The following is a 26,554-nucleotide window of genomic DNA, read 5'->3' on the forward strand; positions in this document are numbered from 1 at the left end:
CAATATCTGGACCGGATCACATCACTCCTTGACGTCATCCGCCACAGGCGGCACGCTCAGTAGGACTTGAATCCGACGTCAATACCGATATGTTCACATCCACGGACTGGCGGACTGCGCCACTCGACAGTAGGGGGCAGCCCCTCAACGCCGTTCCCCTGCACCGCAGTTACCCATCCACATGCCGAACGGCTCAACAGACACCTGGAGCACCCTTGAGGCAAGCCGTCATCGTTTCGACCGCCCGCACCCCCATCGCCAAGGCCTACCGCGGCGCCTACAACGACACTCAGCCGCAGGAGCTCACGGCTCATGTGCTCGCGGCTGCCGTCGAGCGTGCCGGCCTGGAGGGCGGTGAGATCGAGGACGTGGTCATCGGCGTCGCCGCGCAGCAGGGCGCCAGCGGTTTCAACCTGGCACGGCAGGCGATTCTGCGCGCCGGGATACCCGACTCCGTGCCCGGCATGACGATCGACCGGCAGTGCTCGTCGGGGCTCATGGCCATCGCCACGGCGGCGAAGCAAATCGTCCACGACGGCATGCAGATCGCCGTGGGCGGTGGCGCGGAGTCCATCTCGCTCGTGCAGAACGAACACGCCAACTCCTATCGCGCGCAGGACCCTTGGCTCACCGAGCATCGCCCGGACCTGTACTTCCCGATGCTCCGGACCGCCGAGATCGTCGCGGAGCGGTACGGGGTCAGCCGTGAACGGCAGGACGCGTTCGCGCTGCTGTCCCAGACGCGGACGGCCGCCGCGCAGGAGGCGGGCCGGTTCGACGCGGAGATCGTGCCACTGGACACGACCAAGCTCGTACAGGACAAGGCGACCGGCGAGGTGCGCCGGGAGCAGGTCACGCTCACGGCCGACGAGGGCAATCGGCCCGGTACGACCCTTGACGGTCTGGGCACGTTGAAGGCGGTACTGCCGGACGGCGCCGCGGGAGCCGTCTCGACGGTGACGGCGGGCAATTCGTCCCAGCTCTCGGACGGGGCGTCGGCGTCGGTCCTGATGGAGGCCGCGGAGGCCGAGCGGCGCGGGCTCGAACCGCTCGGGGCGTATCGCGGTATCGCCGTGGCCGGGTGCGGGCCCGACGAGATGGGCATCGGGCCCGTGTTCGCGATCCCCAAGCTCCTCAAGGAACACGGGCTTTCGGTCGACGACGTCGGCCTGTGGGAGCTCAACGAGGCGTTCGCTTCCCAGGCGGTGCACTGCCGGGACGCGCTCGGCATCGATCCCGACCGGTGCAACGTCGACGGTGGCGCGATCGCGGTCGGCCATCCGTACGGCATGACCGGGGCTCGCCTGGTCGGCCACGCGCTCGTGGAGGGGCGGCGGCGCGGTGTCCGCCATGTGGTGATCACCATGTGTATCGGCGGAGGGATGGGGGCCGCCGGGCTCTTCGAGGTGCTCTGACGGGTCCGAGGGATTCCGAGAGGTCCCGAACGGCTCCGGTGCCCGTGCCGCCTGACACGGGCACCGGAGCCATCAGCACGTACGGACCACTGCGTGGCCGACGCGATCGCGCGTGCCTACAGTGCGCCCTTCTCGGCGTCACCCGCCGGGAGTGCGTCGAAGACGGCGACATCCGCTGGTCCCTCCAACGCGTCCTTCAGCGCGCGTCCGATCCCGGCGAGCGCGGCGCCCTTGCCGTGGATGTGGAGCGCTTCCTTGGACTCCCATTTCTCGACCATGACGAAGTGGCCGGTGGTGCCGGTCTTACGGTGCAGGGCCCAGCGGGCGCACCCCGGCTCCGCGTGCACATCGGCCGCGGCTTCCCGCAGTGTCTTCTCGACGAGTTCCTCCTGGCCGGGCTTGGCGATCATGGTGGCGATGATGACGTACGACATGGGGTGCCTCTCCTTGAGTTGGGCGATGGGCCGGCGGCGCATGGCCCAGTGTCAGAGGCCGTAGTGGGTGGCCAGTGCCCAGGCCTGGTCGACCATCTGGTCGATGTAGGCGGTGCTGGGCGGGCCGCCCTCCGCGGCGTTGCGTGGCTCGTCGAGGGCGCGTCGCAGGACGCCTTCGCCGATGACCGCCACCTTCCACACGGCAAGTACGTGCCAGAAGGCTAGCTCCGGCCCGATGTCGCGGCCGCTCGACCTGGCATAGCTCTGGATGAGCTCGTCGCGTCGGGCAAAGCCGTCCAGTGCCGTGACGCCGAGGGCGGGGCGATCCGCCGGGACTTCGCCGGGCTCGGGCCAGTAGGCGAGCAGGGTGCCCAGGTCGGCCATCGGGTCGCCGAGCGTCGACAGCTCCCAGTCGAGCGCGGCGCGTACGGTGCCGGTGTCCGGCGAGCAGATCACGTTGCGGACGTGCAGGTCTCCGTGGACCAGGACGAGGCTCTGCCGCTCGGGGACGCGGCGGCGGAGCAGCTCGGTGAGCCGGTCGAGGGCGGGCAGGTCGCGGGTGCGGCTCTGTTCCCACTGCCGGGACCATCGCTTCAACTGCCGTTCGGCGTAAGGCCGGTGACTCGCGAGGTCGTGCAGACCGGTCTTCTCCAGGTCCACCGCATGGATCGCGGCGAGGGTGCGTGTCAGCGACGGCCCCAGGCCCGCACGCACCGGAGTGGGCAGGGCCTCGGCCACGTCCAGGCCGTCGAGCACGATCCCGTCGACGTGCTCCATCACCAGGTGGTGCACGCCGCCGTCGTCACACAGGCCGACCACGGCGGGTACTGGGACCTGAGTGCCGGTGAGTGCCGCCAGGATGCGGTGTTCGCGCCCGATGTCGTGGGCGGTGGGAAGCAGGGTGCCGAGCGGCGGACGGCGGACCACCCAGCAGTGGCCGTCGTCGTCGTCGACGCGGTAGGTGAGGTTGCTCTGGCCGAGGCCGATGCGCCGGGCGGTGAGCGGACCGGTCACGTGCTCGCCCCGCTTGCCCAGCCATCGGGCGAGCGCGCCGAGGTCGGTGCCCGCCGGCGCCCCGGCGTGGGCGTCGACGGACTTCATACGGCGCCCGGGCCGTGGGACAGCTCGAACACGAATCCTCCAACGGTCATCTGATTCCTTTCGTGGATACCCCAGCCTTCAGGCTGGCGAACAAACGAAATCCCTGCGGAGCAGGGCAAGGGGCGGGGTTTCGCCGCCAAGGCGAAAGACCGTACTGTGACCCGCATTTGACTGGTCACAGTTTGCCCCAATAGTTTGTGAGCCATGGCCACTACGTGCGTGAAGCGGGCGTTCAAGTACCGCTTCTATCCGACGGATGCGCAGGCGGCGGAGCTGTCGCGCACCTTCGGATGCGTGCGGAAGGTCTACAACCTGGCACTCGCCGCCCGCACTGAGGCGTGGACGCGGCAGAAGCGGGTGAACTACAACCAGACGTCGGCGATGCTGACGGCCTGGAAGAAGACCGAGGAGCTGGCCTACCTCAACGACGTTTCCTCCGTCCCGCTTCAGCAGTGTCTGCGGCATCTGCAGACGGCGTTCGCGAACTTCTTGGGCAAGCGGGCCAAGTACCCGCGTTTCAAGTCGAGGAAGAAGTCGCGGAAGTCCGCCGAGTACACGACCAGCGGTTTCCGGTTCCGTGACGGGAAGTTGACGCTTGCGAAGATGCGTGAGCCGCTGGACATCGTGTGGTCGCGTCAGCCCCCCGAGGGGGCATCGCCGTCCACGGTGACCGTGTCCCAGGACGCGGCGGGACGCTGGTTCGTGTCCATGCTGTGCGACGACCCCACTGTCAAGCCACTCCCGAAGACGGATACGGCGGTCGGCATCGATGTAGGTCTCGACCATCTACTGACTCTCTCGACCGGGGAGAAGATCACCAATCCCCGGCATGAGCGCAAGGACCGTGCCCGGCTCGCCCTGGCTCAGCGCCGCCTGGCGAAGAAGGCCAAGGGGTCGAACAATCGGGTCAAGGCCCGCCGGAAGGTTGCCAGGATCCATGCCCGGATCGCCGACCGCAGGCGTGACAACCTGCACAAACTCACCTCGAAGCTCGTGCGTGAAAACCAAACGCTCGTGATCGAGGACCTGACCGTCCGCAACATGGTCAAGAACCGGCACCTGGCCCGCGCCGTCTCGGACGCGGCATGGTCGGAGTTCCGGAGCATGCTGGAGTACAAGGCCGCCTGGTACGGACGCGAGGTGATCACCGTCGACCGGTGGTTCCCCTCCTCCAAGCTCTGCCACGCCTGCGGCACCCTCCAGGAGAAGATGCCGCTGAGCGTCCGCACCTGGACGTGCGGCTGCGGAACGACCCACGACAGGGACGTGAACGCGGCGAAGAACCTGAAGGCCGCCGGGCTGGCGGTTTCGGCCTGTGGAGCCGGTGTAAGACCTCAACGGAGTTCTCCGGGCGGGCAGTCGGCAATGAAGCAGGAAACCCCACGGCGCAAGCCGTAGGAATCCCCCTCGTTCACGAGGGGGAGGAAGTCAAGTCTCTTACGGTTTCACCGACGGGCCGCCCGGCGCGAGATTCACGCGCGTTCCGCCCTCATCAGGCACGGGCGGTGCGCAGCAACGATGTGCTGCGTCAGGTCACTTCACCGCATCCTGGTAGCGCCGCATGCCGCGCAGCCACCGGTCGTAGTCGCTGCCCTTGTGGCGGTAGAAGTCGAGTACCTGCGGGTGCGGAAGGACGAGGAACCGTTCGTCGCCGACCGCCTCCATCACGTGGTCGGCGACGTCGAGCGGCCGCAGCAGCTCGCCGGAGTCCAACACGGCGCGTGCCGCTGCTCGTTCGACCGGATCGTCCGACCGGGTGCCGGACATGAGCAGTTCGGTCTCGACCCCCTGCGGGCACAGGCAGCTCACCCGTACCCCGCTGTCCCCGTACGTCACCGAGAGCCACTCGGCGAACGCCACGGCGCCGTGCTTGCTGACGGAGTACGTCGCGGAGCCGATCTGCGTGAGCAGGCCGGCGGCCGAGGCCGTACTGAAGAAGTAGCCGGCGCCGCGCTCGACCCAGCGTGGCACCAGCAGTTTCGCGGCACGCACGTGCGCCATCACGTTGACGTCGAGCGACCGGCTCCACTCCTCCTCGCTCGCGTCGAGCCCCGCGCCACCGCCGACCCCGGCGTTCGCGAAGTACAGGTCGACCGGTCCGAACCGCTGCTCGGCCGCATCGACGATCCGCTCCAGATCCGCCGTCGACGCGGCATTGCCCGCCACTGCCCCGACCCGCTCGCCGTGCGAACCGGCCAGCAGTTTGACCGTCGTCTCCAGGCGACCGGCGTCGAGGTCCGTCAGCAGGACGCCTTGAGCGTCGTGTTCCAGGAGGCGCTGGGCGATGGCAGCGCCGATGCCGCCCGCCGCTCCCGTGACGATGGCGACTTTCCCGTTGATCTGCACGAACTCTCCCGTTCAGTTGCTCGACCGGCTCTCCTCAGGCCTCTGCACCGTAGATGAATCCGGCGTCACCTTCAATGACTTGTGCCATGGACGGCTCGGCCCGCCCGGAGCGCACGTCAGTCCTTCAGTCGCGCCGCGGCCCATGGCATCAACTCCGTTGCCAGGGACCGGCTCCAGGGCCGCACCAGGTCACGCAGCTCGGCGCAGCCGTCGCGTCCCAGGGCGGTGTAGGGCGCGGCGGCCAACCGGTCCGTGGCCGCCTCCACGGCCGATCGCCGCTCCTTCCCCTCCGCCGTGAAGGCCAGCTCGGGCCCGCTCGCGAGCCACCCCCGGGTACGCAGCCCCTCCACCGCCCCGGCCCATTCGTCCGGCGTCCAGGAGCGCGTCGTCCGCAGGGCCTCGGCGCCCACCGGCCCGGCCGCGGCATGGGTGACCAGCGCCTCGATGCCGCTCAGCCCGGCGTCCAGGAGCGCCGTCACATGGCCGTCTCCCCGGAATTCACGCAGCAGCGTCTGGGCATGCCACAGCACGAGATGCGGCTCGTCGGGCCAGGGCAGTGCGGCATGCGCGGCGAACAGGGGCCTGCCGTGCAGGTGTGCCGGCGTGGATTCCGCGGCTCGCCTGCCCAGCTCCGCGGCCCGCCGAAGCTCTTCCGATGCGAGAACCCCGGCCCCGAGGATTCTGCGCAGCGTCGCGTCGATGCCTGCCAGCCGTGCGGCGAGGAATTCCTCGGGCGGAGCGGTCCGCCAGGCGGCGGGAAGCGCTGCCCGTACGGCCTTCGGGTTGAAGTTGTAGAAGGTGGCGATCACGACTTCCGGTGCGACCGGGCCCAGGGCCGCCGCACGGGAGGCGAAGTATCCGGGCCCGCTCTCCACTCCCAGTGCCGCGTAGGCGGCGTGTGCCTCGGGCGAGAAGTAGACCGCGCCGTGGTAGGGCTCGAGCGTCTGCCAGGTCTCGCGGGCGTAGGCCGGTGCGTGTGTCGTCGTCATGCGTGTGTCCCGTCACTGGTTCGAGGCGTTCCAGGAGGCGCGGTTGCTCAGTCCTGCCGTGTCGGCGCCGGCGCGTCCGCCGTGCCCGCGTCCACCTTCAGCAGGGCCGGATCGATCGCGCGCTTGAGGATCTTCCCGGTCGCTCCTTTCGGCAGCTCGTCCACAACGGCGACCAGATGGGGCACCTTGTAGGCGGAGAGGCGTTCTTTGGCCCAGGCGCGCAGTTCGGTTGCGTCGAGGCGGGCGCCGGGCCGTACCGCGATGACGGCCGCGACCTCTTCGCCGTAGAACTCGTCGGGGACTCCTATGACGGCCGCCTCGACGATGTCGGGGTGTTCGTACAGGATCTCCTCGACCTCGCGCGGATAGACGTTGTAGCCGCCGCGGATGACGAGATCCTTCTTGCGGTCGACGATGCGCAGGTCCCCGTCGCCGTCCGTGGCGCCGAGGTCGCCCGTGCGCAGCCACCCGTCGCGCAGGGCCTCAGCGGTGGCATCGGGGCGGTTCCAGTAGCCCTTCATCACGACGGGGCCCTTGATGTGCACCTCGCCGACCTGGCCGGGTGGCAGTTCATGACCGTCGTCGTCCCGTACCGAGATGGCGCAGCCGGGCAGGGCCCGTCCCACGTGTCCTGGCTTCGCCGGTCGGCCCGCGAGATGGCAGGTGGCGGCTCCGGTGGTCTCGGTCAGGCCGTATCCCTCGACGATGGTGCAGCCGAACCGCTCCTCGAAGGCGCGCATCACCTCCACCGGCAGTGAGGCGCCGCCGGAGGACGCGAGGCGCAGGCCCGTGAAGTCGGCGCCTGTGTCGTCGCCGGTGCGCAGAAGGGCGTTCCACATGGTGGGGACGCCGGCGATGAAGGTGGGGTGGTCGCGGCGGATCACGGCCAGCATGGTCGACGGGTGGAAGCGTTCGAGCAGGGTGAGGCTGCCGCCGGCGCGCATCGTGGTGGCCATCACGCATGCCTGGCCGAAAACGTGGAACAGGGGCAGGCCGGTCACGGCGCGGTCGTCGGCGGTGATGGCGTGCACGTCGCAGAAGACCGCCGCGCAGGCGTTGAGATTGCCGTGGGTGAGCTGGGCTCCCTTGGGCCGGCCCGTGGTGCCGGAGGTGTAGAGGAGAGCGGCTGTGTCGTCGTCCTCGCGCGGGTGCGCGTCGAGGAGCGCGGTGGTCTCGGACGGTCCCGTCCCGGTGAGACCGGGCCGCAGCTCCCAGTACGGGAGGGACAGTTCGTCCGCTGCCTGCCTGGGTGCCGGGGCGATCGCGTGCCAGCCCAGCACGAGCGATACTTCGGCATCGCCCGCTATGTACGCCAACTCCCGTTGTGGGGCCATGGTGTTGGCGGTGACGGCGATGGCTCCGGCGGCGAGGATCCCGTAGTAGGCGAAGGCGAACTCTGGCACGGAGGGCGCGACGAGCAGGACTCTGTCGCCGGGGCCTACGCCCTGCTCCCCCAGGCGGCCCGCGACGGCGGCGGCGCGCTCGCGCAGCCGGCCGTAGGTCCATTCCTCACCCTCCTCCCCACGAAGGGCGATGCGGTCGGGTGTCGACGCGGCGTGGTTCCAGACTGGTGCGGCAGCGTTGGTCATGCGGGGCGACCTTCCGTGCTCACTTGGGGTCGAGAGGGCTGAATGCGGGCGCGCGGCCCTCCAGATAGCTGGCGACACCCTCGGTGGCGTCGGGCCGGCGGAAGGCCTCCGGCATGAGCGCGTCCGCCGCGTCGGCGGCCGTGACGAAGTCGGTGTCGAGCGCTTGGAGCACCTGCCGCTTCATGATGCTCATGGATGCGGGTGAGGACCACGTGGCCAGTTCGGTGGCGTACTCGACCGCGGTGTCCAGGAGCTGGTCCGCCTCGACGACCTTGTTGACCAGACCCATTTCGTAGGCCTCCGTACCGCGCACCACCCGCCCGGAGAGCAGCAGGTCCATGGCCCGGCTCTGGCCGATGAGGCGCGGCAGCAGCCAGGCGATGCCGTATTCGGCGATCAGGCCGCGGCGCGCGAACGCCGTCGTGAACTTGGCGTCGGGTGTGCTCAAGCGGATGTCGCAGTAAAGGGCCTCGACGAGGCCGAGTCCGGCCGCGGCCCCGTTGACGGCCGCGATGAGGGGCTTGCGCAGCGTCAGCGGGAACCACCGCGGGCGCTCCCTCTTCGGCACCGGGCCATCCATCAGCTCCGCTGCCGCACCGGCCTGTTGCAGGTCGTCCATGTCGGCCCCCGCACAGAAGCCGCGGCCCGCTCCGGTCAGGACGATCGCCCGCACGCCAGGATCCGCCTCGGCTTCGTCGAGCAGTCCGAAGTAGCGTGCTTCCAGTTCGTCGGTCCAGGCGTTGAGACGGTCCGGGCGGTTGAGCGTCAGTACGAGCACGGGCCCGCGCCATTCCGCCAGAACCGTCGACTGGGCTGTTTGGATGCTTGCGGTCACCGTCGTGGTCTCCTCTTCAGCCGGCTCTGACCCGCCTCATGTATATTTGAACCCAACGTCAAGTTCAACACCTACAACACGCCCCTTACCGGCGTGAGTTCCTTGCGCCGGCGCAGCATGCGAACGACAGGAGCCCTGGGCACATGACGACACACACGCCGATCGCCGACTGGGAGCGCGTCTCGGTACGGGATGTCACGACCAACGGCATCTCCCTGCGCGTCTTCGAGCACGGCGAGGGACGGCCGGACAGGCCCCCCGTGGTCCTGTGCCACGGGTTTCCCGAGCTGGCCTTCTCCTGGCGGCACCAGGTCCTCGCACTCGCCGAGGCGGGATATCGCGTCCTGGTTCCCGACATGCGCGGATACGGCGGCAGCTCACGCCCCGACGATGTCGACGCCTACGACATCCTGACTCTCTGCGCCGACCTGGCCGGGCTCCTCGACGACGTCGGCGCGGACGACGCCGTCTTCGTCGGGCACGACTGGGGCGCCTCCGTGGTGTGGAACATGGCCCTGATCCACCCCGAGCGGGTACGCGCGGTGGTGGGCATGAGCGTGCCGGCGACGCCGCGCGCCCCGGCCCCGCCGCTGCCCATTCTGCGCTCACGCAACGGCGACGACTTCTACATCGTGTGGTTCCAGGAGCCGGGCGTCGCCGACCGGGCGCTGAGCCGGAACGTCCGCAGGACCCTCGTCACGAGGGAGATCTACTCGGCCGAGTGGGCCGCGAAGCCCGACGAGCAGCTGCCGCCCCCGCGGTGGCTGGGCGACGAGGAACTCACCTACTACGTCAAGACATTCGAGGAGACCGGATTCACCGGTGGCCTCAACTACTACCGCAACCTCGATCGCAACTGGACGCTGACCGAGCACCTGGACGGCCACCTCGTCACACAGCCGTCGCTGTTCGTCACCGGGTCGAAGGACCCCGTCGGGAAGTTCATGCCCGCGCACGGACTCGACCGGGTGCTCACCGACCTCCGTGGACACGTCGTCCTGGACGGCGCCGGCCACTGGATCCAGCAGGAGCGGCCCGAGGAAGTCAACGCCGCGCTTATCGAGTTCCTCTCCACCCTCGGCTGATAACATCCGCTGCCACCGGTGAAGTACGTGATCGAACAAGAGTGGACGGACCTCAGTGGCTGCCCAGGCCCCGGCCGCAGACGGCGGCCAGAAACAACCCATCACGCCACGCAGCGCGCGGGGTGTCAGAACGCGTAACGCGCTGATCACCGCCGCCCGCGAGGTGTTTGAACGCGACGGATATCTGGACGCCCGGATCACGGACATCTCGAAGGCGGCCCACGTCGCCTCCGGGTCCTTCTACACGTACTTCAACAGCAAGGAAGAGATCTTCCAGGCGCTCGTCGAGCAGGTGCAGGAGGAGATGCTCCACCCGCACCTGCGCGAGCGCACCGGGATCACCGACACCCGGCAGCTCATCGACGCGTCGAACCGCGAGTACCTGCGCGCCTACAAGAAGAACGCGCGCCTCATGGCGCTGTTCGAGCAAGTGGCCCAGATCGACGAGAAGTTCATGGCGCTGCGCATCGAGCGTGGCAACGCCTTCGCGCGCCGGAACGCCAAGCTGATCCAGGCGCTACAGGAGAGCGGCGAAGCCGACACGAGCCTGGATCCCCTGGTCACGGCGCACGCCCTGTCCGTCATGGTGAGCCGCATGGCCTACATGGTGTTCGTGATGGGCCAGCGCATCCCCTTCGAGCGCCTCGTCACGACACTCAACAAGATCTGGGAGAACGGCCTCCAGCTCACGGCCTCCGACCCAGAGCGCTGAACGCTCCGGGTCGGACTCCTGCCGGACGATGAACACCCGGACCGGGGAAGGCGCTCGGAATGGGAAGTCCGGTTGCCCCTACTCACCGTGCGCCGAAGGCGGCGGTCACCCTCGCGGGCTCACTCGCGGCCTCACCGGAAGCTTCTCTCGTCGGCGAACTCGGCGTCCTGATCGGGACCGGACCGCTGGGCGTCGCAAGGACGTTGAGCCGTGAGTCGAGCGTCAGAGGAAAGACGCAAGTCCGTCGAGGAACCGGTCCACGTCCTCGACGGAGTTGTACGGCGCCAGGCCCACTCGCAGAGCGGGGTGCTCCAGCTTCAGGGCGGTGAAGGTCTCGTAGGCGTAGAACGACCCGGCGGGGGCCAGGACGTCGCGTGCGGCCAGATGGACCTGGGCCTCACGGGCGTCGCGGCCTTCGATGGTCATCAGGAGGGTCGGGGTGCGGTCGGCCGCCTTCGAGTGGAGGGTGACGGCGTCGCCAAGAGCGCGCAGCCCTTCTTCCAGCCTCGTGCGCAGCGCCCGCTCGTGCTCGTGCAGGGAGCCCAGCGAATGGGCGAGCCACTCCCTGCGCGTGCCCCCTGTGCCCGGATCGATCGCGGCGAGGAAAACCACGGCGGCGGTGGCGCCCGCCAGGATTTCGTAGGGCAGCGTGCCGAACTCGAAGCGCTCCGGCACGGTGTCGGGGGAAGGTGCGAGCTTGTCGGGGTAGATGGTTTCGAGCAGTTCGGGCGCTGCCGCGAGCACGCCGCAGTGCGGTCCGAGGAACTTGTACGGGGAGCAGACGAAGAGGTCCGCGCCCAGCGCGGGCACATCGACCAGGTGGTGGGCGGCGTAGTGCACCCCGTCCACGTACACCAGGGCGCCGAACTCGTGCGCACGGTCGGCGATGTGGCGCAGGGGCGGCTTGGTGCCCAGTACGTTCGAGGCAGCCGTGACCGCGACAAGCCGCGTCCGGGGCGACAGCGCCCGCTCGAACGAGTCGAGGTCGAGCTCCGTACTCCCGCCGTCGATCTCGATCCAGCGGACCGTCACTCCGGCGCGCTCGGCGGCCTGGACCCACGGGCGGACGTTGGAGTCGTGATCCAGGCGGCTGAGGACGATCTCGTCCCCCGCTTTCCATCCCTTGGCGAGGTGACGGGAGAAGTCGTAGGTCAACTGGGTGGCGCTGCGCCCGTGGACGACACCCTCGGCAGGCACGTTGAGCAGGTCCGCGTAGGCGTCTCGGAAGTCCGTGACGGCGCGCTCGGCGTTGAGCTCGGAGCGGCTCACCACCCCCCGGTTGGAGAGAGGGCCGGTCAGCGTGTCGACTATGGCATCGGCTACAGGGCGGGGCGTCTGCGTCCCGCCCGGACCGTCGAAGAAGGCGAGGCCGTGGTCCAGGGAGGGGAAGTGGGCCCGGAGAGCGTTCAGGTCGATGGCCTTGGCCTCGGCTTTCTGGAGATTTTCTGGAGACGGGGCATGGGCTTGGCGGACGGCTGCGCCGGTCGGCGGCGGCAGGGGTGGGGCGCGTCCATCCGCTGGTCGAGTCACTCTGGCACCGGCGACTGCACACGTAAAGCGGTGGAGGACGCGTGCGACGGGCCGACCCGAACGCGTCCGTGCGTTCGAGTCGGCCCGATGTGCGGGGCCAGTCGGGCGCCACGGCGCTCCGAGAAGTCCGCGCTGAACAACCTCCGTGACGGAGGCGACCGCATCGTGCGACCCGCCCACGAAGTCATCAACGCGCGGTTACGCGCAAGCAACTGCCATGGGCGATGAGTGCTCACGCCTCACGTGTGGCCGGGGCCGCCGCTGCCGAACGAGCCGCTCGATCCCGGGGACCACGTCGGGGGCTTCTGATTTCTGCTGAGCTTGCCGCCGCCATGGTGGAGCTCGTACGGCATGAGGCGCTCACTCTCATCCTTGGCCAGTGGGACCTCATCCGGCTCCCGCATTTCCCGGATCTCGTGGACCGCCCCGCCTGCGGGCAGTCGGGGCTGCTCATCGGGCCTGGGGGGCCTGAGCTCCAGCCTGCGCACCCGCATGCCTATCTGGACGGCCCATATCAGCGCTCCCGCGATGAAGAGGCCGCCGATGAAAGCGGCGACAGCGGCGACCACCGAGTTCGCCGCGGCTATTTCGAGGTAAGCCGAGTTCATGATCGCCGAGCACCCCCTGCTCCTGACCTGATTCTCCGGCGCACGCGACGGCACCGGATCGCCTCGGGTTACGCCGGATGATGACGCTGGGTGATCGTGCGTGCGTCCTGCGCGTACCCGTTCTTTGCTCTCGATTATCCGCCGCCACGGCGGTGAATTCGAGTCGAGCCCAGTCGGCCCGCCGAGGTCCCGACGAGGTCTGTAATTAGCTCGTACACAGAGCTAAAGTTATTTCATGGCCACGGATGAGCTGGCGGATTCCTTCGCCGACATACTCGCCGCCGTGCAACGCCTGTCCCGGCGCAGGCTTCGGCACGGCCTGAGCGCGCCCCCGTTGCGCGGCGCCCAGGTGGAGCTGCTGCGCCTGGTGGTCGACCGGCCCGGAATCGGTGTGTCGGCCGCCGCGCGGGACCTGCGGCTCGCCGGGAACTCCGTGTCCACGCTCGTCAACCAGCTGGTCAAGGCCGGCTTTCTGCGCCGCGAGACGGACCCCTCGGACCGCAGGTCGGCGCTGCTGTACGCGACCCCGGCCGCCGCGGCCCGGTTGCGCGATTGGCAGGTCCGCCGGGGCACGTTGATGCGGGAGCAACTGGCGGTGCTCGACCCGGCCGACCGGGCCGCGCTCGCCGCGGCGCTGCCGGCCCTGCGCAAGCTCGCCGACAACCTGCACGAGGACCGCACGCCCGTCATCCGCACAGAAGGTGAAACGCCCTACGCAGTACAGGGAGAACCGGGAGGCGCACCGGCATGAGCGAGGACCCCGCGGTCTGCTGCCGCGGACTGGAGTACGCGTTCGGTGAGACTCGGGCCGTGGACGGCCTCGATCTCACGGTCGGGCCGGGCGAGGTCTTCGGACTGCTCGGACCCAACGGTGCCGGCAAGACCACCGCGATCCGCTGCATCACCACGCTTCTGCCGGTGCCGCGCGGCCGCGTATCCGTTTTCGGGCACGATGCGGCGACCGAGCGGATGGCGGTCCGCAGGCTCCTCGGGTACGTGCCGCAACAGCTGTCCGCCGACTCCGGCCTGACCGGGCGGGAGAACGTGACGCTGTTCGCCCGCGTCTTCGACGTCTCCCGGCGCGAACGGGCCCGCCGGGTGGCCCAGGCACTTGCCGCGGTCGACCTCACCGACGCCGCGGACCGGCTCGCCAAGACCTACTCGGGCGGCATGGTGCGCCGGCTGGAACTCGCCCAGGCACTGGTGAGCGCCCCCCGCCTGCTGATCCTCGACGAACCCACCATCGGGCTCGACCCGATCGCCCGGACCAGCGTGTGGGACCACATCAACGCGGTCCGCCGCGCCACCGGCATGACCGTCCTGGTCACGACCCACTACATGGACGAGGCCGACCAGTACTGCGACCGGGTCGCGCTCATGCACCGCGGGCGCGTGCGCGCTCTCGGTACCTCCGACGGGCTCCGCCGCGACCTGCACGAGCAGCGTGGGAACGCCGGATCCGATGAGCCCTGGCCGACCTTGGAGGACGTCTTCCGCGACGTCGCCGGCCGCGGGCTCGGCAACGATGGTGACGAAGGTGGTGACTTCCGCGATGTCCGCAGCACCCGCCGCACCGCGTCCAGGCTCGGCTGACCCCGCCGAGTTCGACCTGCTCCTCACCCCGCCCAAGGCCCGTACCGGATGGCGCGTGGCGCCCGCCCGCGTCGTCGCCCTGTGCGCCGTCGAACTCCAAAAGCTCCGGCACGACCGTTCCGAGCTGTACACGCGAGCGGTCCAACCTGCCCTGTGGCTGCTGGTGTTCGGCGAGACCTTCACCCGGATCAAGGCGATCCCGACCCACGGCATCCCCTACATCGACTACCTCGCGCCGGGCATCATCGCCCAGTCCGCGATGTTCATCGCCATCTTCTACGGCATCATGATCATCTGGGAGCGGGACGCCGGCATTCTGACCAAGCTCCTGGTCACGCCCACCCCGCGCGCGGCGCTCATCACGGGCAAGGCCTTCGCCGCCGGGGTCAAGGCACTGATCCAGGCCGTCGTCGTGATCGTCATCGCGGCAGTCCTCGGCGTCGCCCTGACCTGGAACCCGCTGCGCCTGCTCGGCGTGGCCGTCGCGGTGGTGCTCGGCTCGGCGTTCTTCTCCTGCCTCTCGATGACCATCGCCGGCATCGTCCTCACCCGTGACCGCCTGATGGGTATCGGCCAGGCCATCACCATGCCGCTCTTCTTCGCGTCCAACGCCCTCTATCCGGTCGCGCTCATGCCGGGCTGGCTCCAGGCGATCAGCCGGGTCAACCCGCTCACCTACCAAGTCGACGCGCTACGCGGCCTGTTGCTGGGCACACCGTCGCATCTGCTCCTGGACTACGGCGTACTCGCAGTGGCCGCCGCGCTCGGCATCGTGGCCGCCTCCTCGCTGCTGCCCCGACTGGCCAGGTAGTCCGACGGCGGCGCCCGCCCAGGGACTGGTCGCGCGAGCCGGTACCCGGCGGGCGGAATCGGTGCTCCCGCCGTAACGTCGAAATATGTCTGTGAATCTCGTAGTGCTTGGCAAAGAGGGGCAGACCTCGGAGCACGAAGGCGAGGTGGTGCACTTCGTCGACGGCAAGGAAGGCCAGTTCTCGTACTCGATCGACGCCGGCGCGCTGCTCGTATGGAAGGCAGACCCCGCTGCCGCCACGAGGGTCGAGGTGGCCTACGCCCCCCACGCGTGGATCAAGGTCAGCGGGACACGCAAGGACAGTTGACCAGCGGGCCGACCGGACGTGGTGAGCGCGCGTCCGCGCCTCCTTGCCGACCCGGCCTCTCCGTGTTCGCTCCCTTCCACACCCCACCTATTCCTGATAGGAACACTCCTAACAGGCATAGCGGCACGGTGCTGAAGTGAGGGAACCCTGGCATGCTCCGACTTGGAATGATGGCGCCGTTCACCGACGGCCTGATCACCTCGGGCGGCTTCCTCCGCGACCTCGCGGGCACACTCGAAGAGTGCGTCGTCGAGTCGCTGTGGACGGTCGAGCACGTCGCCGTCGCCGAACGGTACGAACCGCTCTATCCGTACTCCGACGACGGCCGGATACCCGGCAGTTCGGGCGCAGTGCCCATGCCCGACCCGCTGGAGACCATCGCCTTCCTCGCCGGATCTTCGAGCTCTCTGCGGTTCGGCACGGCGATGATCGTCGCCCCGCTGCACAGCCCGGTGGTCCTGGCCAAACGCGCCGCGACGATCGACCGGCACTCCGGCGGGCGGCTGATGCTGGGCCTCGGCATCGGCTGGCAGAAGGAGGAGTACGCCGCCGTCGGCGTGCCCTACAAGGATCGGGGGCAGCGGCTCGAGGAGTGTGTCGGCGCGATGCGCGCGCTGTGGCGCAGCGGCCCCGCCTCCTACCAGGGGCGGCACGTCTCCTTCGAGGGCCTGCACTCTCTGCCACGTCCTGCCGGCGGGGCCGTGCCCGTGGTACTGGGCGGGAACAGCGATCCCGCCGTCCGCCGCGCGGGCCGGATCGGCGACGGCTGGTTCCCCTACACGATCACTCCCGAGGACTTCGCCCGCCAGGCCGATCTGCTGCGCGAGGCCGCGCGCGGGGAGGGCCGGCCGGAGGACGCCGTGGAGATCACGGTGTGGCCGGGCTCCTGCGACCGTGAGCGCGCCGCGGATCCCTCATGGGTACGGGGCTTCGTCGACGCGGGCGCGACACGCCTTGTCATCGCTCCACATGTCCGCGGCTCGGACGGCATTTCCGGCCCACGGGGTCTGGACGCCTTGCGCGAACAGATCGACCGGTACCGGGCCGAGGTATTGGAGAAGCTGTCATGAGCGGGGTCCAGGTACTCGACATCGTCCTCCTCGCGGGCGATGACGTCGATAAGTGGCTGCGCCGCTGGCGCACGGAGTACCTGCCGGGTGCCGTGGACCGGGGCATGGTCGAGGAGCGTCTCTGGCGCGCCTGGACCGGGCCGGACACCGTGGCGGTCCGGATCCTGTGGTCACTGCCGGACAGCGGTGCGTTCTTCGCCGCGCGCGCCGTGGCCGGCGCCGACCCTCGGGTCGCGGCGTTCTGGGCGTACACGGACGAGATCGCGATGGACCGCGATCGTCATGTGCTGGAGCCGGTCGCCGGTGTTCACGAGGAGGTGGCGTCATGACCCGCTGGGTGAATCTGCTGCTGGGCGACAACACCGACGCGTACGGCAGAGCCGCCGCAGCACCCGGCGTCCTGGGCGGCTCCGCGGCGGCCGATCTGCCAGGCAGTTTCGGCGGCACCGGCGCCACATGGGACGTGACAGCGGAACGGACTCCCGCCGGCATCGCCGCGGAGTCCGGGCTGCCGGAGCCCCTCGACACGGTCGCTCTCGCGCCGGTGCGCGGGGGTTACGTGCCCCTGCGCGGCCCGCGCGTGAAACGCACGCTGCTGCTCGCGGTGCGCCCCGGCACACCCGTCGCTCTCGTCGGGCAATTGGAAGCGGATCTCATGGCAATGCCCGAGCACATCTCCACCATCCGCTCCTGGTCTCTGAGCAGGGTGGACCAGACGCTCACGCCCTCCCGCTGGACCCACGTCTGGGAGCAGGAGTACGCGGATGTGCAGGGGTTGACCGGCGAGTATCTCGGCCATCCCTTCCACTGGACGTGCGTGGACCGGTGGTTCGACGGCGAGATTCCGGGCGCCGGGATCGTGGAGCCACGCCTGGTCCACGTCTTCCGCTGGAGCCCGGAGCCGGTCCTGACCTCCCGCTGAGGTCAGGACCTTGGCGGTGAGGGGCGTGAGAGGCGGTGAGGGCCTCAGCCGGCGACGTAGGCGATGAGTTTGGCCATGTTGCCGGTGCAGGCGGACGTCGTGATGCCCTCGGAGCTGTCGTGCGGCTGGTACGGCGGCTCCGCGGGCGGTGTGGCACCCGCCGCAGGTAGTCGTGGTCTCCGGTGAGCCGGAAGTAGTGGAACAGCTGTCGGATATTGGTCTGCGTGGTACTTGTGGTCAGGGACCGTGGCTCGTACGAGCGGGCACTGGCGGGAGCGCGGGCGGGCCGGCCGCCGACGGGACCCGCAGTTGAGCCTCGACGAGCGCGAGGCCCGTGCGTTCGGCGGCCCGGTAGAAGGTCTCGTCACCGGTGGCGTGATACGCGTCGAGGCGGCTGTGGCCGACGCTGGGCGTGCCGGGCGGCTGGACCCAGCATGGTCCGCTTCGCCTCCATCTCCCCCCACGTGGTGGAGAGATCGGGGAGATAGCTCCAGACGTACGCGCCGCGGTAGGACACGTGCTCGTCCGTGAAGGCCGCCGCGCGGCGCATGGCTCGCGCGGCGTCGGTGCGTCCGCTGTCGGTGCGTGACCCTGCCGGGTGAGCGGAGGGCCGGGACGCGGCCGACGCGCTGCCGGGCCGCAGCCCGACCAGCGCTCCGACGGCGGGTGCTGCGGCGAGTCGGGCGAAGGTGCGTCGGGACATGGGCGTTCTCAACGGTGTCGCCTCCAGGCATGACGGATGCGCGTCGCGGGGGCGCGCCGGTGGCGCGGCGGCGATCCACAACTCGGGTGCCAGGGAAGGGAAATGTCGTCGGGGCACAGGCCTATCACCCGCCGTTCTGGACCCTCAAGAGTTCGCGCCAGTGAAAGTTGTTCATGTACTCGATCAACACGCTTATCAAATCGGGCATTTAACGCGCTTCGCATCCCAAAGCCCCGCTGGATTCAGGTACATAAACCCAAACGATCTGCGGCAGGGGTATTGCCCTCACACCCCGGCTCCTCCTACAGTCACGCACGCCGCCAGTCGAATCGATTCGACGAATCGCTTCGACGACCAAGACCACACCGCAAGGGAGCGGGAATGGCCACGATCAAAGACGTCGCCGAACGGGCGGGCGTCGCGCCCAGCACCGTCAGCTACGTCCTCAGCGGCTCCCGCAAGATCTCCGAGGACACCCGGCGTGCGGTACAGGCTGCCATCGCCGAGCTCGGCTACCACCCGCGGGCCAGCGCCCGGACGCTGCGCAGCGCCCGCAGCGATGTCCTGGCCCTGGCCGTCCCCCGCGTGCCCGGCGCATACCGGGCGGTGGACGGCCGGTTCGCCATCGACATCAGCGACGCCGCCCGCAGCCACGGCTACGACCTCCTGTTGATGACCGACCTGGACGGGGTCGGCGGGCTGCGCCGGGTGGCCGGCAGCGGACTGGCGGACGCGACGGTCCTCATGGCCGTGGAGGAGCAGGACCCTCGCATCGGCGCCATGCGCGAACTGGGCTTCCCCACCGCGCTGCTCGGCCGCGGCGACGACGACTCGGCGCTGCCCTGGGTCGACCTCGATTGGGAGGCCGCCGTCGCCCTCGCCTTGCGCGAAACCGCCGCGGCCGGCCACCGGCACATCGTCTTCCTCGCCTCGGCCGAGCACGAGATCGCGGCCCGCCGCGGCTACGCCGTGCACGGCCTCGACGGCGCCGGGCGGGCCGCGAAGGAGACCGGTGCGGACATCCGGGTGCACCCGTCCAACGGCGACCCGGACGTGCTGCGGCGCCGGGTGCGCGAGCTGCTGGGTTCGCGGCCTGCCCCGACCGCGCTGGTCGTCCAGCACCTGCACTGCCTCCCCCACCTGCTGGCCGAGGTGGCCGCGGCCGGGCTACGGGTCCCTGAGGACCTCGTCGTCGTGCCCGTCGGCACCCTCCCCGACGACCTGGGCGGGCGGATCCTGCCGCGTATCGAACTGCCCGTCGCGGAGATGTCCCTGGCAGTCGTCGAACTCGCGGTCAAGGCGATCGCCTCGGCCACCGGCGGCCGCACCGACAACCATCCGGCCCCCGGCGTCCCCCCTCATCGTCTGATCGCGCCGCAGATGGCCCCCGGGATCACCATCGAGCCGCCGAAAGGGCATCCCTGAGCGATGTCTCGGCGATGCGGCGTGAGCGAGCCGCGAACCCCGGCGAAGAGGCCGCCCGCGAGACGCCCCCTCCCCCCGGCACACGGCCGCGCACGATCCCCGAGCCGTACGCACAAAGCCTCAACTCCCCGAGCCGCAGCCCCGATTGGAGATCCGCTCGTGCACTCCCGCGCAGAGCGCAGACTGCTACCCGCCATGGCCGTGGGCCTGGTGGTGGCCACGGTCGCACCGAGTCTCACCGGGTGCGCCGCCGCCCCGGCCCCCGACACCGTCACCGTGCTCAACTCGGCGACGGACACCGCCGAGCACTCCGCCAACCAGAAGTTCTTCGACCGCTGCGCGGGTCCCCTCGGGCTGAAGGTCGAGCAGATCAGCGTGCCCGCGGACCAGGTTGCCTCGAAGGCGCTACGGATGGCCTCGTCCAAGTCGCTCACCGACATCCTGGAGCTCGACGGGTCCGAGTTGCCGCAGTTCGCCGGGACCGAAGGGCTGCGCCCGCTGAAGGACGTCGGCGTCGACACCTCCGGGTTCTCCGGCAGCGCCACCTCCCTCGGTTCGTACGACGGCACCCAGTACGGCATCGCACGCTCCGTCAACTCCCTGGCCCTGATCTACAACACCAAGCTCCTCAAGGAGGCCGGGGTCGAACCGCCCACCACCTGGGCCGAGCTGAAGTCCGCCGCGAAGAGGATGACGCACGGCAGCACCTACGGGATGGCCTTCAGCGCCAGCCCCAACGCCGACGGGGTGTACCAGTTCCTGCCGTTCTTCTGGTCCGGCGGCGGTGACGAGGCGAAGCTCGACAACGGCAAGGGCGAGGCAGCGCTCCAGCTGTGGAAGGACCTGGTCTCGGACGGGTCCGCCTCGAAGTCCGTGGTCAGCTGGAACCAGCAGGACGTCAACGACCAGTTCGTGGCCGGCCGCGCCGCCATGATGATCAACGGCCCGTGGCAGGTGCCGGTGCTCAGCGCCCAGAAGAAGGTGGACTGGGCGGTCGCCCGCATCCCGGTGCCCGAGGCGGGACAGGACGCGATCCCACCGATCGGCGGCACCGTGATGGCGGTGCCGAAGAACGAGGACAGCACCCGCGAGAAGAACGCGGGGAAGATTCTCAACTGCCTCAACACCCGGAAGAACCAGCTCCAGTGGGGCGAGTCGGTCAACAACGTACCCACCCGGGCCGCCGCCGCGCGGGCCTACGCCGAGCAGAACCCCAAGCTCGCCGCCTTCGCCGACCTCGTCACCACCGCCCGCTCACGCACCGCCGAGGTCGGCACCCGCTGGCCGGTGGTCGGGGACGCGCTCGCGGGCGCCTTCCAATCGGTGCTGACCGGCAGGACCAGTCCCGAACAGGCCCTGCACCGCGCCCAACAACAGGCCTCCACGGGGAAGTGAGGAACCGGACATGAGCACCTTCGCCTCCACCGCCCGGGCCGCCAAGTCCTCCGGCTCCTCGGCCGCCCCGGCGAGGGCCGACTCCGGCACCCGCCGCCGCGGGCTGCTCCGGTGGCTCTTCGTCGCCCCCGCGCTCGCCTACATGGCCCTCTTCTTCGGCTACCCGCTCATCCGCAACATCGTGATGAGCTTCCAGCACTACACACCCAAGACGTACTTCACCGGCGAAGCCCCGTTCAACGGCCTGGACAACTGGCGGGCCGTGTTCGCCGACGAGCTGTTCGCCGGCTCCCTGTGGCACACCGCGCTCTTCACGCTCGGCTCCCTGCTCGGCCAGTTCACCATCGGCCTGGCCCTCGCCGTCTTCTTCTCCCGCCGCTTCCGGCTCTCCGGCTTCGTCCGCGCGATCCTGCTGCTGCCCTGGCTGGTGCCCATGGTCGTGTCCGCCGTCGTCTGGCGGCGCATCCTCGACCAGGACCACGGGATGCTCAACAGCGCCCTGCATGCCCTCGGCCTGACCGAGGGCGGCGTGCCGTGGCTGAACAGCCCCGGCGTGGCCCTGCTGTCGGCGATCCTGGTCAACATCTGGATCGGCATCCCGTTCAACATGGTCATCCTCTACGGCGGTCTCCAGGAGATCCCACGCGAGCTCTACGAGGCGGCGTCACTGGACGGGGCGAGCCCCTGGCGAACCTTCCGCAGCGTCACCCTGCCGATGCTGCGCCCGGTCATCACCGTCGTCCTCGTCCTGGGCTTCATGTCCACGGTGAAGATCCTCGACCTGATCCTGGCGCTGACCTCGGGCGGTCCCGCGGACTCCACCCAGACCCTGGGCACCGTCACGTACCAACTGTCGTTCCTCCAGCTCGACTTCGGACAAGGAGCCGTCGTCGGCAACGTCCTCATCCTCATCAGCGCGGTCTTCGCCGTGCTGTACCTGCGGGCCAACCGCGCCGACTTCGGCAAGGGGAATTGACCGACCGTGAAAGCGAACTCGAACCGTCCCCGCCTGCGGGCCGCCTGGAACACCACCGCCGCGCTGCTCATCCTCGGCGTCCTGCTCATCCCGGTCTACTGGATGCTCAACACCGCGCTCCAGCCCGGGTCGAGCGTCGCGGCGACGGAGTGGTTCCCGTCCTCGCCCAGCCTGGAGAACTTCGACACGGCGATCTCCAGCCAGGGCGGCTCGCTGCTGACCAGCTTCGTCGTCGCCCTCGGTGCCGTCGCCGTGTGCCTCGCGCTCGCAGCGCCCGCCGCGTACGGGCTCGCCCAGTTCGGGCTGCGCGGCGGCCAGGGCATCGTCTTCACCACGCTGATCACTCAGATGGTGCCGGGCATCGTCATCGCCAACGCCCTCTACAGCGCGTACGCGGAACTGGGCCTGGTCAACTCCTACCTGGGGCTGATCCTCGCGGACGCCTCGCTCGGGCTGCCGTTCGCGATCGTGCTGCTGCGCGCCTTCATGGTGTCCATACCGAGCGAGGTCGTCGAGGCGGCGATGGTCGACGGCGCCAACCGCTTCACCGCGTTCGTCCGCATCGTGCTGCCGATGAGCCGCAACGCCCTCATCACGGCGGGCCTCTTCACCTTCCTGTTCGCCTGGTCGGACTTCATGTTCGCGCTGACCCTCAACACCACCGACGACGTCAAGCCGATCACGCTGGGCATCTACCAGTTCGTCGGCGCGCATGTCAGCGACTGGGGCGCGGTCATGGCCACGGCGGTCCTGTCCGCGGTACCCGCCGCGATTCTGCTGGTCGTGGCCCAGAAGTACATCTCCGCCGGGATCACCGGCGGATCCATCAAGTAATGCCATCACGTAGCGATAAGGGCTTCAGCCGCATGAGCACCCCCGAATTCCCGGAATTCCCCGACGGCTTCTTCTTCGGCGCCGCCACGGCGAGCTACCAGATCGAGGGGGCGTACGACGAGGGCGGCAGAGGGCCGTCCATCTGGGACACCTACTGTCGCGAGCCCGGACGGGTGGCGGGCGGCGCCACAGGCGACATCGCGTGCGACCACTACCACCGTTACCGCGAGGACGTGGCCCTGCTGCACGGCCTCGGTGTGGACAGCTACCGCTTCTCCGTCGCCTGGCCACGGATCCAGGCCAACGGCACAGGACCGGCCAACGCCGCAGGCCTGGACTTCTACGACCGGCTGGTCGACGAACTGCTGGCCCGCGGGATCTCCCCCGCCGCCACCCTCTACCACTGGGACCTCCCCCAGGCCCTGGAAGACCGGGGCGGCTGGCGGGTGCGCGAGACGGCGGAGCACTTCGCGGACTACGCCGGACTGGTCGCGGAGCGTCTCGGCGACCGGGTGAGCCGCTGGATCACCCTCAACGAGCCGTACTGCAGCGCCTTCGTCGGCTACGCCGCGGGCGCCCACGCTCCCGGCGCGCAGGAGGGCCGCGGCGCTCTGGCCGCCGCCCACCACCTCCTCGTCGGCCACGGCCTCGCCGTCCGCGCCTTGCGCGAGGCCGGCGCCCAGGAGGTCGGCATCACGCTCAACCCGGACCGGCTGCTCCCCGCCGCCCCCGGCTCGCCGGCCGACCTCGCCGCCGTTCGCCGGGCCGAGACCCTGCACAACGAGGTGTGGCTGGACCCGTTGTTCGCCGGGCGCTATCCGCAGCACGAGGCGGAGACCTGGGGCGAGCCGGCCGACGGCTCGCACCCGCTCGACAGTTCGTACCGTCTCGACACTTCGTACCGGCACGAAGGCGACCTCGAACTCATCGCCGCCCCGCTGGACTTCGTCGGAATCAACTACTACCGGCCGATCACCATCGCCGACGCCCCGCACCGCGACCCCGACCCGGCGACGCGTACGGCGGTCGACATCCGGGCCACCGAGAGCTGGCGCGACGACGTGCGGCACACGACCATGGGCTGGCCGGTCGTCCCGCACACCTTCACGGATCTGCTGATCGACCTGACGAAGCGCTACCCCGAGCTGCCCCCGCTGGTCATCACCGAGAACGGCTCGGCCGAGGCCGACACCGTCACGGACGACGGCCGGGTTCACGACACCGAGCGCATCGACTACCTCCGCAGCCACCTGGAAGCCCTCTCCGCCGCCATCCGCGCGGGCGTCGACGTGCGCGGCTACTACGTGTGGTCGCTCCTCGACAACTTCGAGTGGGCCCGCGGCTACGGCCAGCGCTTCGGCATCGTCCGGGTCGACTACGACACCCAGGAGCGCATTCCCAAGGACAGCTACCGCTGGTTCCGGGACCTGATCGCCACCCACCGCACGCGTACCGACACCGCTGACAAGGACCACCGTTGAAGTTCACCGACGGCTACTGGCTGATGCGCGAGGGCGTCCGGGCGTCGTACGCGACCGAGATCGCCGAGGCGCGCATCGACGACGGCCGGCTCACCCTGTACGCGCCGGTGCGGCGAGTGGAGCAACGGGGCCACACCCTCAACAGCCCCCTCCTGACCGTTGAGTGCTGGTCGCCCGCCGAGGGAGTGATCGGCATCCGCTCCACCCACCACGCGGGCGCCACCGCGCACGGCCCCGACTTCGCCCTGCGCACCGACCCCGACCACACCTCGAAGATCACCCGGGACGGGTCCCTGCTGGAGCTGACCAGCGGGGAGCTGGCCCTGCGGGTGGACACCGCCGCCCCCTGGCGCCTGGACTTCACTGCCGACGGGCGCGTCCTGACATCCGCCGGGTCCCGCGGCACCGGCTTCGCCCTCACCGGCGACGAACGCCACCACTCACTGGCCCAACTGTCCCTGGACGTAGGTGAATTGGTCTATGGGCTCGGCGAGCGCTTCACCCCGTTCACCAGGAACGGCCAGAGCGTGGACATCTGGCAGGCCGACGGCGGCACCGCCAGCGAGCAGTCGTACAAGAACATCCCTTTCCATCTCACCAACCGGGGCTACGGCGTCTTCGTCAACCACCCCGGCCACGTCTCGTACGAGATCGGGTCCGAGGCCGTGGGGCAGGTGCAGTTCAGCGTCGAGGACCAGTCGCTGGAGTACTACGTCATCCACGGCCCGACGCCCAAGGACGTCCTGGACCGCTACACCGCCCTGACCGGCCGCCCGGCGCTGCCGCCCGCCTGGTCGTTCGGGCTGTGGCTGTCCACGTCCTTCACCACCTCGTACGACGAGGAGACCGTCAACCGGTTCGTCCGCGGCATGTCGGAGCGCGGCATCCCGCTCGGTGTCTTCCACTTCGACTGCTTCTGGATGCGTGAGTACCAGTGGTGCGACTTCACCTGGGACCCGGACGTCTTCCCGGACCCGGAAGGCATGCTGCGCCGCCTCAAGGACGAGCAGGGGCTGCGCGTCTCGGTGTGGATCAACCCGTACATCGGCCAGAAGTCCCCGCTCTTCACGGAGGCCATGCGCCACGGCTACCTGGTCCGCAAGGCCAACGGGGACGTGTGGCAGTGGGACCTGTGGCAGGCGGGCATGGCGCTGGTCGACTTCACCGACCCCGAGGCGCGGGAGTGGTACGCGGGCAAGTTGCGCGGGCTTGTCGCGCAGGGCGTGGACTGCTTCAAGACCGACTTCGGTGAGCGCATTCCGACGGACGTGGTGTGGCACGACGGTTCCGACCCGGAGCGCATGCACAACTACTACACGCAGCTCTACAACGAAACCGTCTTCGAGGTGCTGAGCGAGGCGCGGGGCGCAGGCGACGCCGTGCTCTTCGCGCGGTCGGCGACCGCGGGCGGGCAGCAGTTCCCGGTGCACTGGGGCGGCGACTGCGAGTCCCACTTCGGGGCGATGGCCGAGTCGCTGCGCGGCGGCCTCTCGCTCGGCCTGTCCGGTTTCGGCTTCTGGAGCCATGACATCGGCGGCTTCGAGGGCACGCCGACGCCCGAAGTCTTCAAGCGGTGGGTGCAGTTCGGCCTGCTGTCCTCGCACAGCCGGCTCCACGGCAGCAGGTCGTACCGTGTGCCGTGGGACTTCGACGAAGAGGCCGTGGCCGTCACCCGCGACTTCACCAGGCTCAAGCACCGCCTCATGCCGTATCTCTTCCGCGCGGCCCAGCAGGCGCGGGAGCGGGGTACACCCGTGATGCGCGCCATGCTCCTGGAGTTCCCCGAGGACCCGGCGTGCCACACCCTCGACCGCCAGTACATGCTCGGCGACGACCTGCTCGTGGCGCCGGTCTTCTCGGCCGACGGAAGCGTCGAGTACTACGTGCCCGAGGGTACCTGGACACATCTGCTGTCGGGCGAGCGGGTCGAGGGGCCGGGCTGGCGACGCGAGCGGTACGGCTTCGACAGCCTGCCACTGCTGGCCCGCCCCGGCTCGGTGATCCCGTTCGGGGAGAGCGACGACAGCGCCGTCTACGACTGGGCGCACGGAGTGACGCTGCGCGTCCACGCCCCGGCGGACGGCACGACGAGGGTGGTCCGGATCCCTGCTGCGGACGGTTTCGCGGGTGCCACGTTCCGCATGCGGCGGGACGGCGACGTCATCACGGTCGAGGCCGACGACACCCAAGTGCCGTGGCAGGTCCTGCTCGTCGGCACGGAAGCATCCGGCGAGAGCGCGGAACAGACCGCCCTCGGCACACTCCTCACGGCCGCGTCCGGCGTCACAGCGGTCTCGGCGGTTCTGACGGGGGCGGGCACGGCGTAGCGACGTCATCGGCATGCTGCTGGTACGCCTCGCCCGGAGACCCGCAGCACGGCCCTTCCTGTCCGA

General features: G+C 69.7%; 26 protein-coding genes. 17 read left to right on the forward strand and 9 right to left on the reverse strand.

The annotated features are described in order from the left end of the window. Nucleotides 1-215 precede the first annotated feature (215 nt). Nucleotides 216-1,415: an acetyl-CoA C-acyltransferase gene (locus OG456_RS41150; protein ID WP_266570182.1), complete on the forward strand. Its 1,200-nt coding sequence runs from the start codon at nucleotides 216-218 to the stop codon at nucleotides 1,413-1,415. 116 nt (nucleotides 1,416-1,531) lie between these two features. Here OG456_RS41150 and OG456_RS41155 read toward each other — a convergent pair whose 3' ends face one another. Continuing rightward, nucleotides 1,532-1,849 carry a putative quinol monooxygenase gene (locus OG456_RS41155; RefSeq protein WP_266570183.1) on the reverse strand — a complete coding sequence of 106 codons (318 nt, stop codon included), beginning with the start codon at nucleotides 1,847-1,849 and terminating at the stop codon, nucleotides 1,532-1,534. Nucleotides 1,850-1,900: 51 nt separating this feature from the next. After that, the gene (locus tag OG456_RS41160) at nucleotides 1,901-2,950 is read right to left on the reverse strand and encodes a phosphotransferase family protein (protein ID WP_266570184.1); all 1,050 of its coding nucleotides are present in this window, start codon (nucleotides 2,948-2,950) and stop codon (nucleotides 1,901-1,903) included. 204 nt (nucleotides 2,951-3,154) lie between these two features. Between OG456_RS41160 and OG456_RS41165 the strand changes: the two genes are divergently transcribed. Then, nucleotides 3,155-4,348, forward strand: coding sequence for an RNA-guided endonuclease TnpB family protein (locus OG456_RS41165; protein ID WP_266570185.1), 1,194 nt, complete (start codon nucleotides 3,155-3,157; stop codon nucleotides 4,346-4,348). Between the two features lie 135 nt (nucleotides 4,349-4,483). Here OG456_RS41165 and OG456_RS41170 read toward each other — a convergent pair whose 3' ends face one another. The 4 genes from OG456_RS41170 to OG456_RS41185 all read right to left on the reverse strand — a co-directional run bounded on the left by OG456_RS41170 (nucleotide 4,484) and on the right by OG456_RS41185 (nucleotide 8,709). Further along, nucleotides 4,484-5,296 carry an SDR family oxidoreductase gene (locus OG456_RS41170; protein ID WP_266570186.1) on the reverse strand — a complete coding sequence of 271 codons (813 nt, stop codon included), beginning with the start codon at nucleotides 5,294-5,296 and terminating at the stop codon, nucleotides 4,484-4,486. Between the two features lie 116 nt (nucleotides 5,297-5,412). Then, nucleotides 5,413-6,285, reverse strand: a complete 873-nt coding sequence (locus OG456_RS41175) for a hypothetical protein (RefSeq protein ID WP_266570187.1) — start codon at nucleotides 6,283-6,285, stop codon at nucleotides 5,413-5,415. 47 nt (nucleotides 6,286-6,332) lie between these two features. Next, a complete protein-coding gene (locus OG456_RS41180; RefSeq protein WP_266570188.1) occupies nucleotides 6,333-7,874 on the reverse strand; it encodes a long-chain fatty acid--CoA ligase in 1,542 nt (513 codons plus the stop codon). A gap of 19 nt (nucleotides 7,875-7,893) precedes the next feature. Continuing rightward, nucleotides 7,894-8,709: an enoyl-CoA hydratase-related protein gene (locus OG456_RS41185; protein WP_266570189.1), complete on the reverse strand. Its 816-nt coding sequence runs from the start codon at nucleotides 8,707-8,709 to the stop codon at nucleotides 7,894-7,896. 143 nt (nucleotides 8,710-8,852) lie between these two features. Between OG456_RS41185 and OG456_RS41190 the strand changes: the two genes are divergently transcribed. Together OG456_RS41190 and OG456_RS41195 are read left to right on the forward strand one after the other, a co-directional pair. Then, nucleotides 8,853-9,794, forward strand: a complete 942-nt coding sequence (locus OG456_RS41190; protein WP_266570190.1) for an alpha/beta fold hydrolase — start codon at nucleotides 8,853-8,855, stop codon at nucleotides 9,792-9,794. Between the two features lie 55 nt (nucleotides 9,795-9,849). After that, on the forward strand, nucleotides 9,850-10,506 hold the full coding sequence (locus tag OG456_RS41195) for a TetR/AcrR family transcriptional regulator (RefSeq protein WP_266570191.1): 657 nt from the start codon (nucleotides 9,850-9,852) through the stop codon (nucleotides 10,504-10,506). A gap of 222 nt (nucleotides 10,507-10,728) precedes the next feature. Here OG456_RS41195 and OG456_RS41200 read toward each other — a convergent pair whose 3' ends face one another. Both OG456_RS41200 and OG456_RS41205 read right to left on the reverse strand, forming a co-directional pair. Beyond that, nucleotides 10,729-11,922: a cysteine desulfurase-like protein gene (locus tag OG456_RS41200; protein ID WP_266570759.1), complete on the reverse strand. Its 1,194-nt coding sequence runs from the start codon at nucleotides 11,920-11,922 to the stop codon at nucleotides 10,729-10,731. A 353-nt stretch (nucleotides 11,923-12,275) separates the two neighbouring features. Next, nucleotides 12,276-12,644, reverse strand: coding sequence for a DUF6479 family protein (locus OG456_RS41205; RefSeq protein WP_266570192.1), 369 nt, complete (start codon nucleotides 12,642-12,644; stop codon nucleotides 12,276-12,278). Between the two features lie 235 nt (nucleotides 12,645-12,879). Here OG456_RS41205 and OG456_RS41210 point away from each other — a divergent pair, with 235 nt between their 5' ends. The 7 genes from OG456_RS41210 (at nucleotide 12,880) to OG456_RS41240 (ending at nucleotide 17,347) form a co-directional block, all read left to right on the forward strand. After that, complete coding sequence (locus OG456_RS41210) at nucleotides 12,880-13,395, forward strand: MarR family winged helix-turn-helix transcriptional regulator (RefSeq protein WP_266570193.1); 516 nt, start codon at nucleotides 12,880-12,882, stop codon at nucleotides 13,393-13,395. Further along, the gene (locus OG456_RS41215) at nucleotides 13,392-14,237 is read left to right on the forward strand and encodes an ABC transporter ATP-binding protein (protein ID WP_266570194.1); all 846 of its coding nucleotides are present in this window, start codon (nucleotides 13,392-13,394) and stop codon (nucleotides 14,235-14,237) included. Before OG456_RS41210 ends, OG456_RS41215 begins: the two co-directional genes overlap by 4 nt. Next, nucleotides 14,197-15,048, forward strand: coding sequence for an ABC transporter permease (locus OG456_RS41220; RefSeq protein WP_266570195.1), 852 nt, complete (start codon nucleotides 14,197-14,199; stop codon nucleotides 15,046-15,048). The genes OG456_RS41215 and OG456_RS41220 overlap by 41 nt, the downstream gene beginning before the upstream one ends. Nucleotides 15,049-15,133: 85 nt before the next feature. Further along, on the forward strand, nucleotides 15,134-15,355 hold the full coding sequence (locus tag OG456_RS41225) for a hypothetical protein (protein WP_266570196.1): 222 nt from the start codon (nucleotides 15,134-15,136) through the stop codon (nucleotides 15,353-15,355). A 152-nt stretch (nucleotides 15,356-15,507) separates the two neighbouring features. Next, a complete protein-coding gene (locus tag OG456_RS41230; RefSeq protein ID WP_266570198.1) occupies nucleotides 15,508-16,425 on the forward strand; it encodes an LLM class F420-dependent oxidoreductase in 918 nt (305 codons plus the stop codon). Further along, nucleotides 16,422-16,754, forward strand: a complete 333-nt coding sequence (locus OG456_RS41235) for a hypothetical protein (RefSeq protein WP_266570199.1) — start codon at nucleotides 16,422-16,424, stop codon at nucleotides 16,752-16,754. The genes OG456_RS41230 and OG456_RS41235 overlap by 4 nt, the downstream gene beginning before the upstream one ends. Next, nucleotides 16,751-17,347 carry a Dabb family protein gene (locus OG456_RS41240; RefSeq protein ID WP_266570200.1) on the forward strand — a complete coding sequence of 199 codons (597 nt, stop codon included), beginning with the start codon at nucleotides 16,751-16,753 and terminating at the stop codon, nucleotides 17,345-17,347. Before OG456_RS41235 ends, OG456_RS41240 begins: the two co-directional genes overlap by 4 nt. Before the next feature lie 364 nt (nucleotides 17,348-17,711). On the opposite strand, the gene OG456_RS41245 is transcribed toward OG456_RS41240, so the two are convergent. Then, the gene (locus OG456_RS41245; protein ID WP_266570201.1) at nucleotides 17,712-18,050 is read right to left on the reverse strand and encodes a hypothetical protein; all 339 of its coding nucleotides are present in this window, start codon (nucleotides 18,048-18,050) and stop codon (nucleotides 17,712-17,714) included. Nucleotides 18,051-18,431: 381 nt separating this feature from the next. Between OG456_RS41245 and OG456_RS41250 the strand changes: the two genes are divergently transcribed. The 6 genes from OG456_RS41250 (at nucleotide 18,432) to yicI (ending at nucleotide 26,488) form a co-directional block, all read left to right on the forward strand. Further along, entirely contained in the window at nucleotides 18,432-19,475 is a 1,044-nt protein-coding gene (locus tag OG456_RS41250) for a LacI family DNA-binding transcriptional regulator (protein ID WP_266570202.1), read from the forward strand. A gap of 159 nt (nucleotides 19,476-19,634) precedes the next feature. Then, complete coding sequence (locus OG456_RS41255) at nucleotides 19,635-20,870, forward strand: sugar ABC transporter substrate-binding protein (protein ID WP_266570203.1); 1,236 nt, start codon at nucleotides 19,635-19,637, stop codon at nucleotides 20,868-20,870. Nucleotides 20,871-20,880: 10 nt separating this feature from the next. After that, nucleotides 20,881-21,846 carry a carbohydrate ABC transporter permease gene (locus OG456_RS41260; protein ID WP_266570204.1) on the forward strand — a complete coding sequence of 322 codons (966 nt, stop codon included), beginning with the start codon at nucleotides 20,881-20,883 and terminating at the stop codon, nucleotides 21,844-21,846. A gap of 102 nt (nucleotides 21,847-21,948) precedes the next feature. Next, nucleotides 21,949-22,680 carry a carbohydrate ABC transporter permease gene (locus OG456_RS41265; protein ID WP_227300739.1) on the forward strand — a complete coding sequence of 244 codons (732 nt, stop codon included), beginning with the start codon at nucleotides 21,949-21,951 and terminating at the stop codon, nucleotides 22,678-22,680. Nucleotides 22,681-22,712: 32 nt separating this feature from the next. Beyond that, nucleotides 22,713-24,161: a GH1 family beta-glucosidase gene (locus OG456_RS41270; protein ID WP_266570205.1), complete on the forward strand. Its 1,449-nt coding sequence runs from the start codon at nucleotides 22,713-22,715 to the stop codon at nucleotides 24,159-24,161. Further along, nucleotides 24,158-26,488 carry an alpha-xylosidase gene (yicI, locus tag OG456_RS41275; protein WP_266570206.1) on the forward strand — a complete coding sequence of 777 codons (2,331 nt, stop codon included), beginning with the start codon at nucleotides 24,158-24,160 and terminating at the stop codon, nucleotides 26,486-26,488. The genes OG456_RS41270 and yicI overlap by 4 nt, the downstream gene beginning before the upstream one ends. Nucleotides 26,489-26,554: the final 66 nt, after the last annotated feature.

It is taken from the genome of Streptomyces sp. NBC_01446, assembly GCF_026340095.1.
Lineage (GTDB): Bacteria > Actinomycetota > Actinomycetes > Streptomycetales > Streptomycetaceae > Streptomyces > Streptomyces aureus.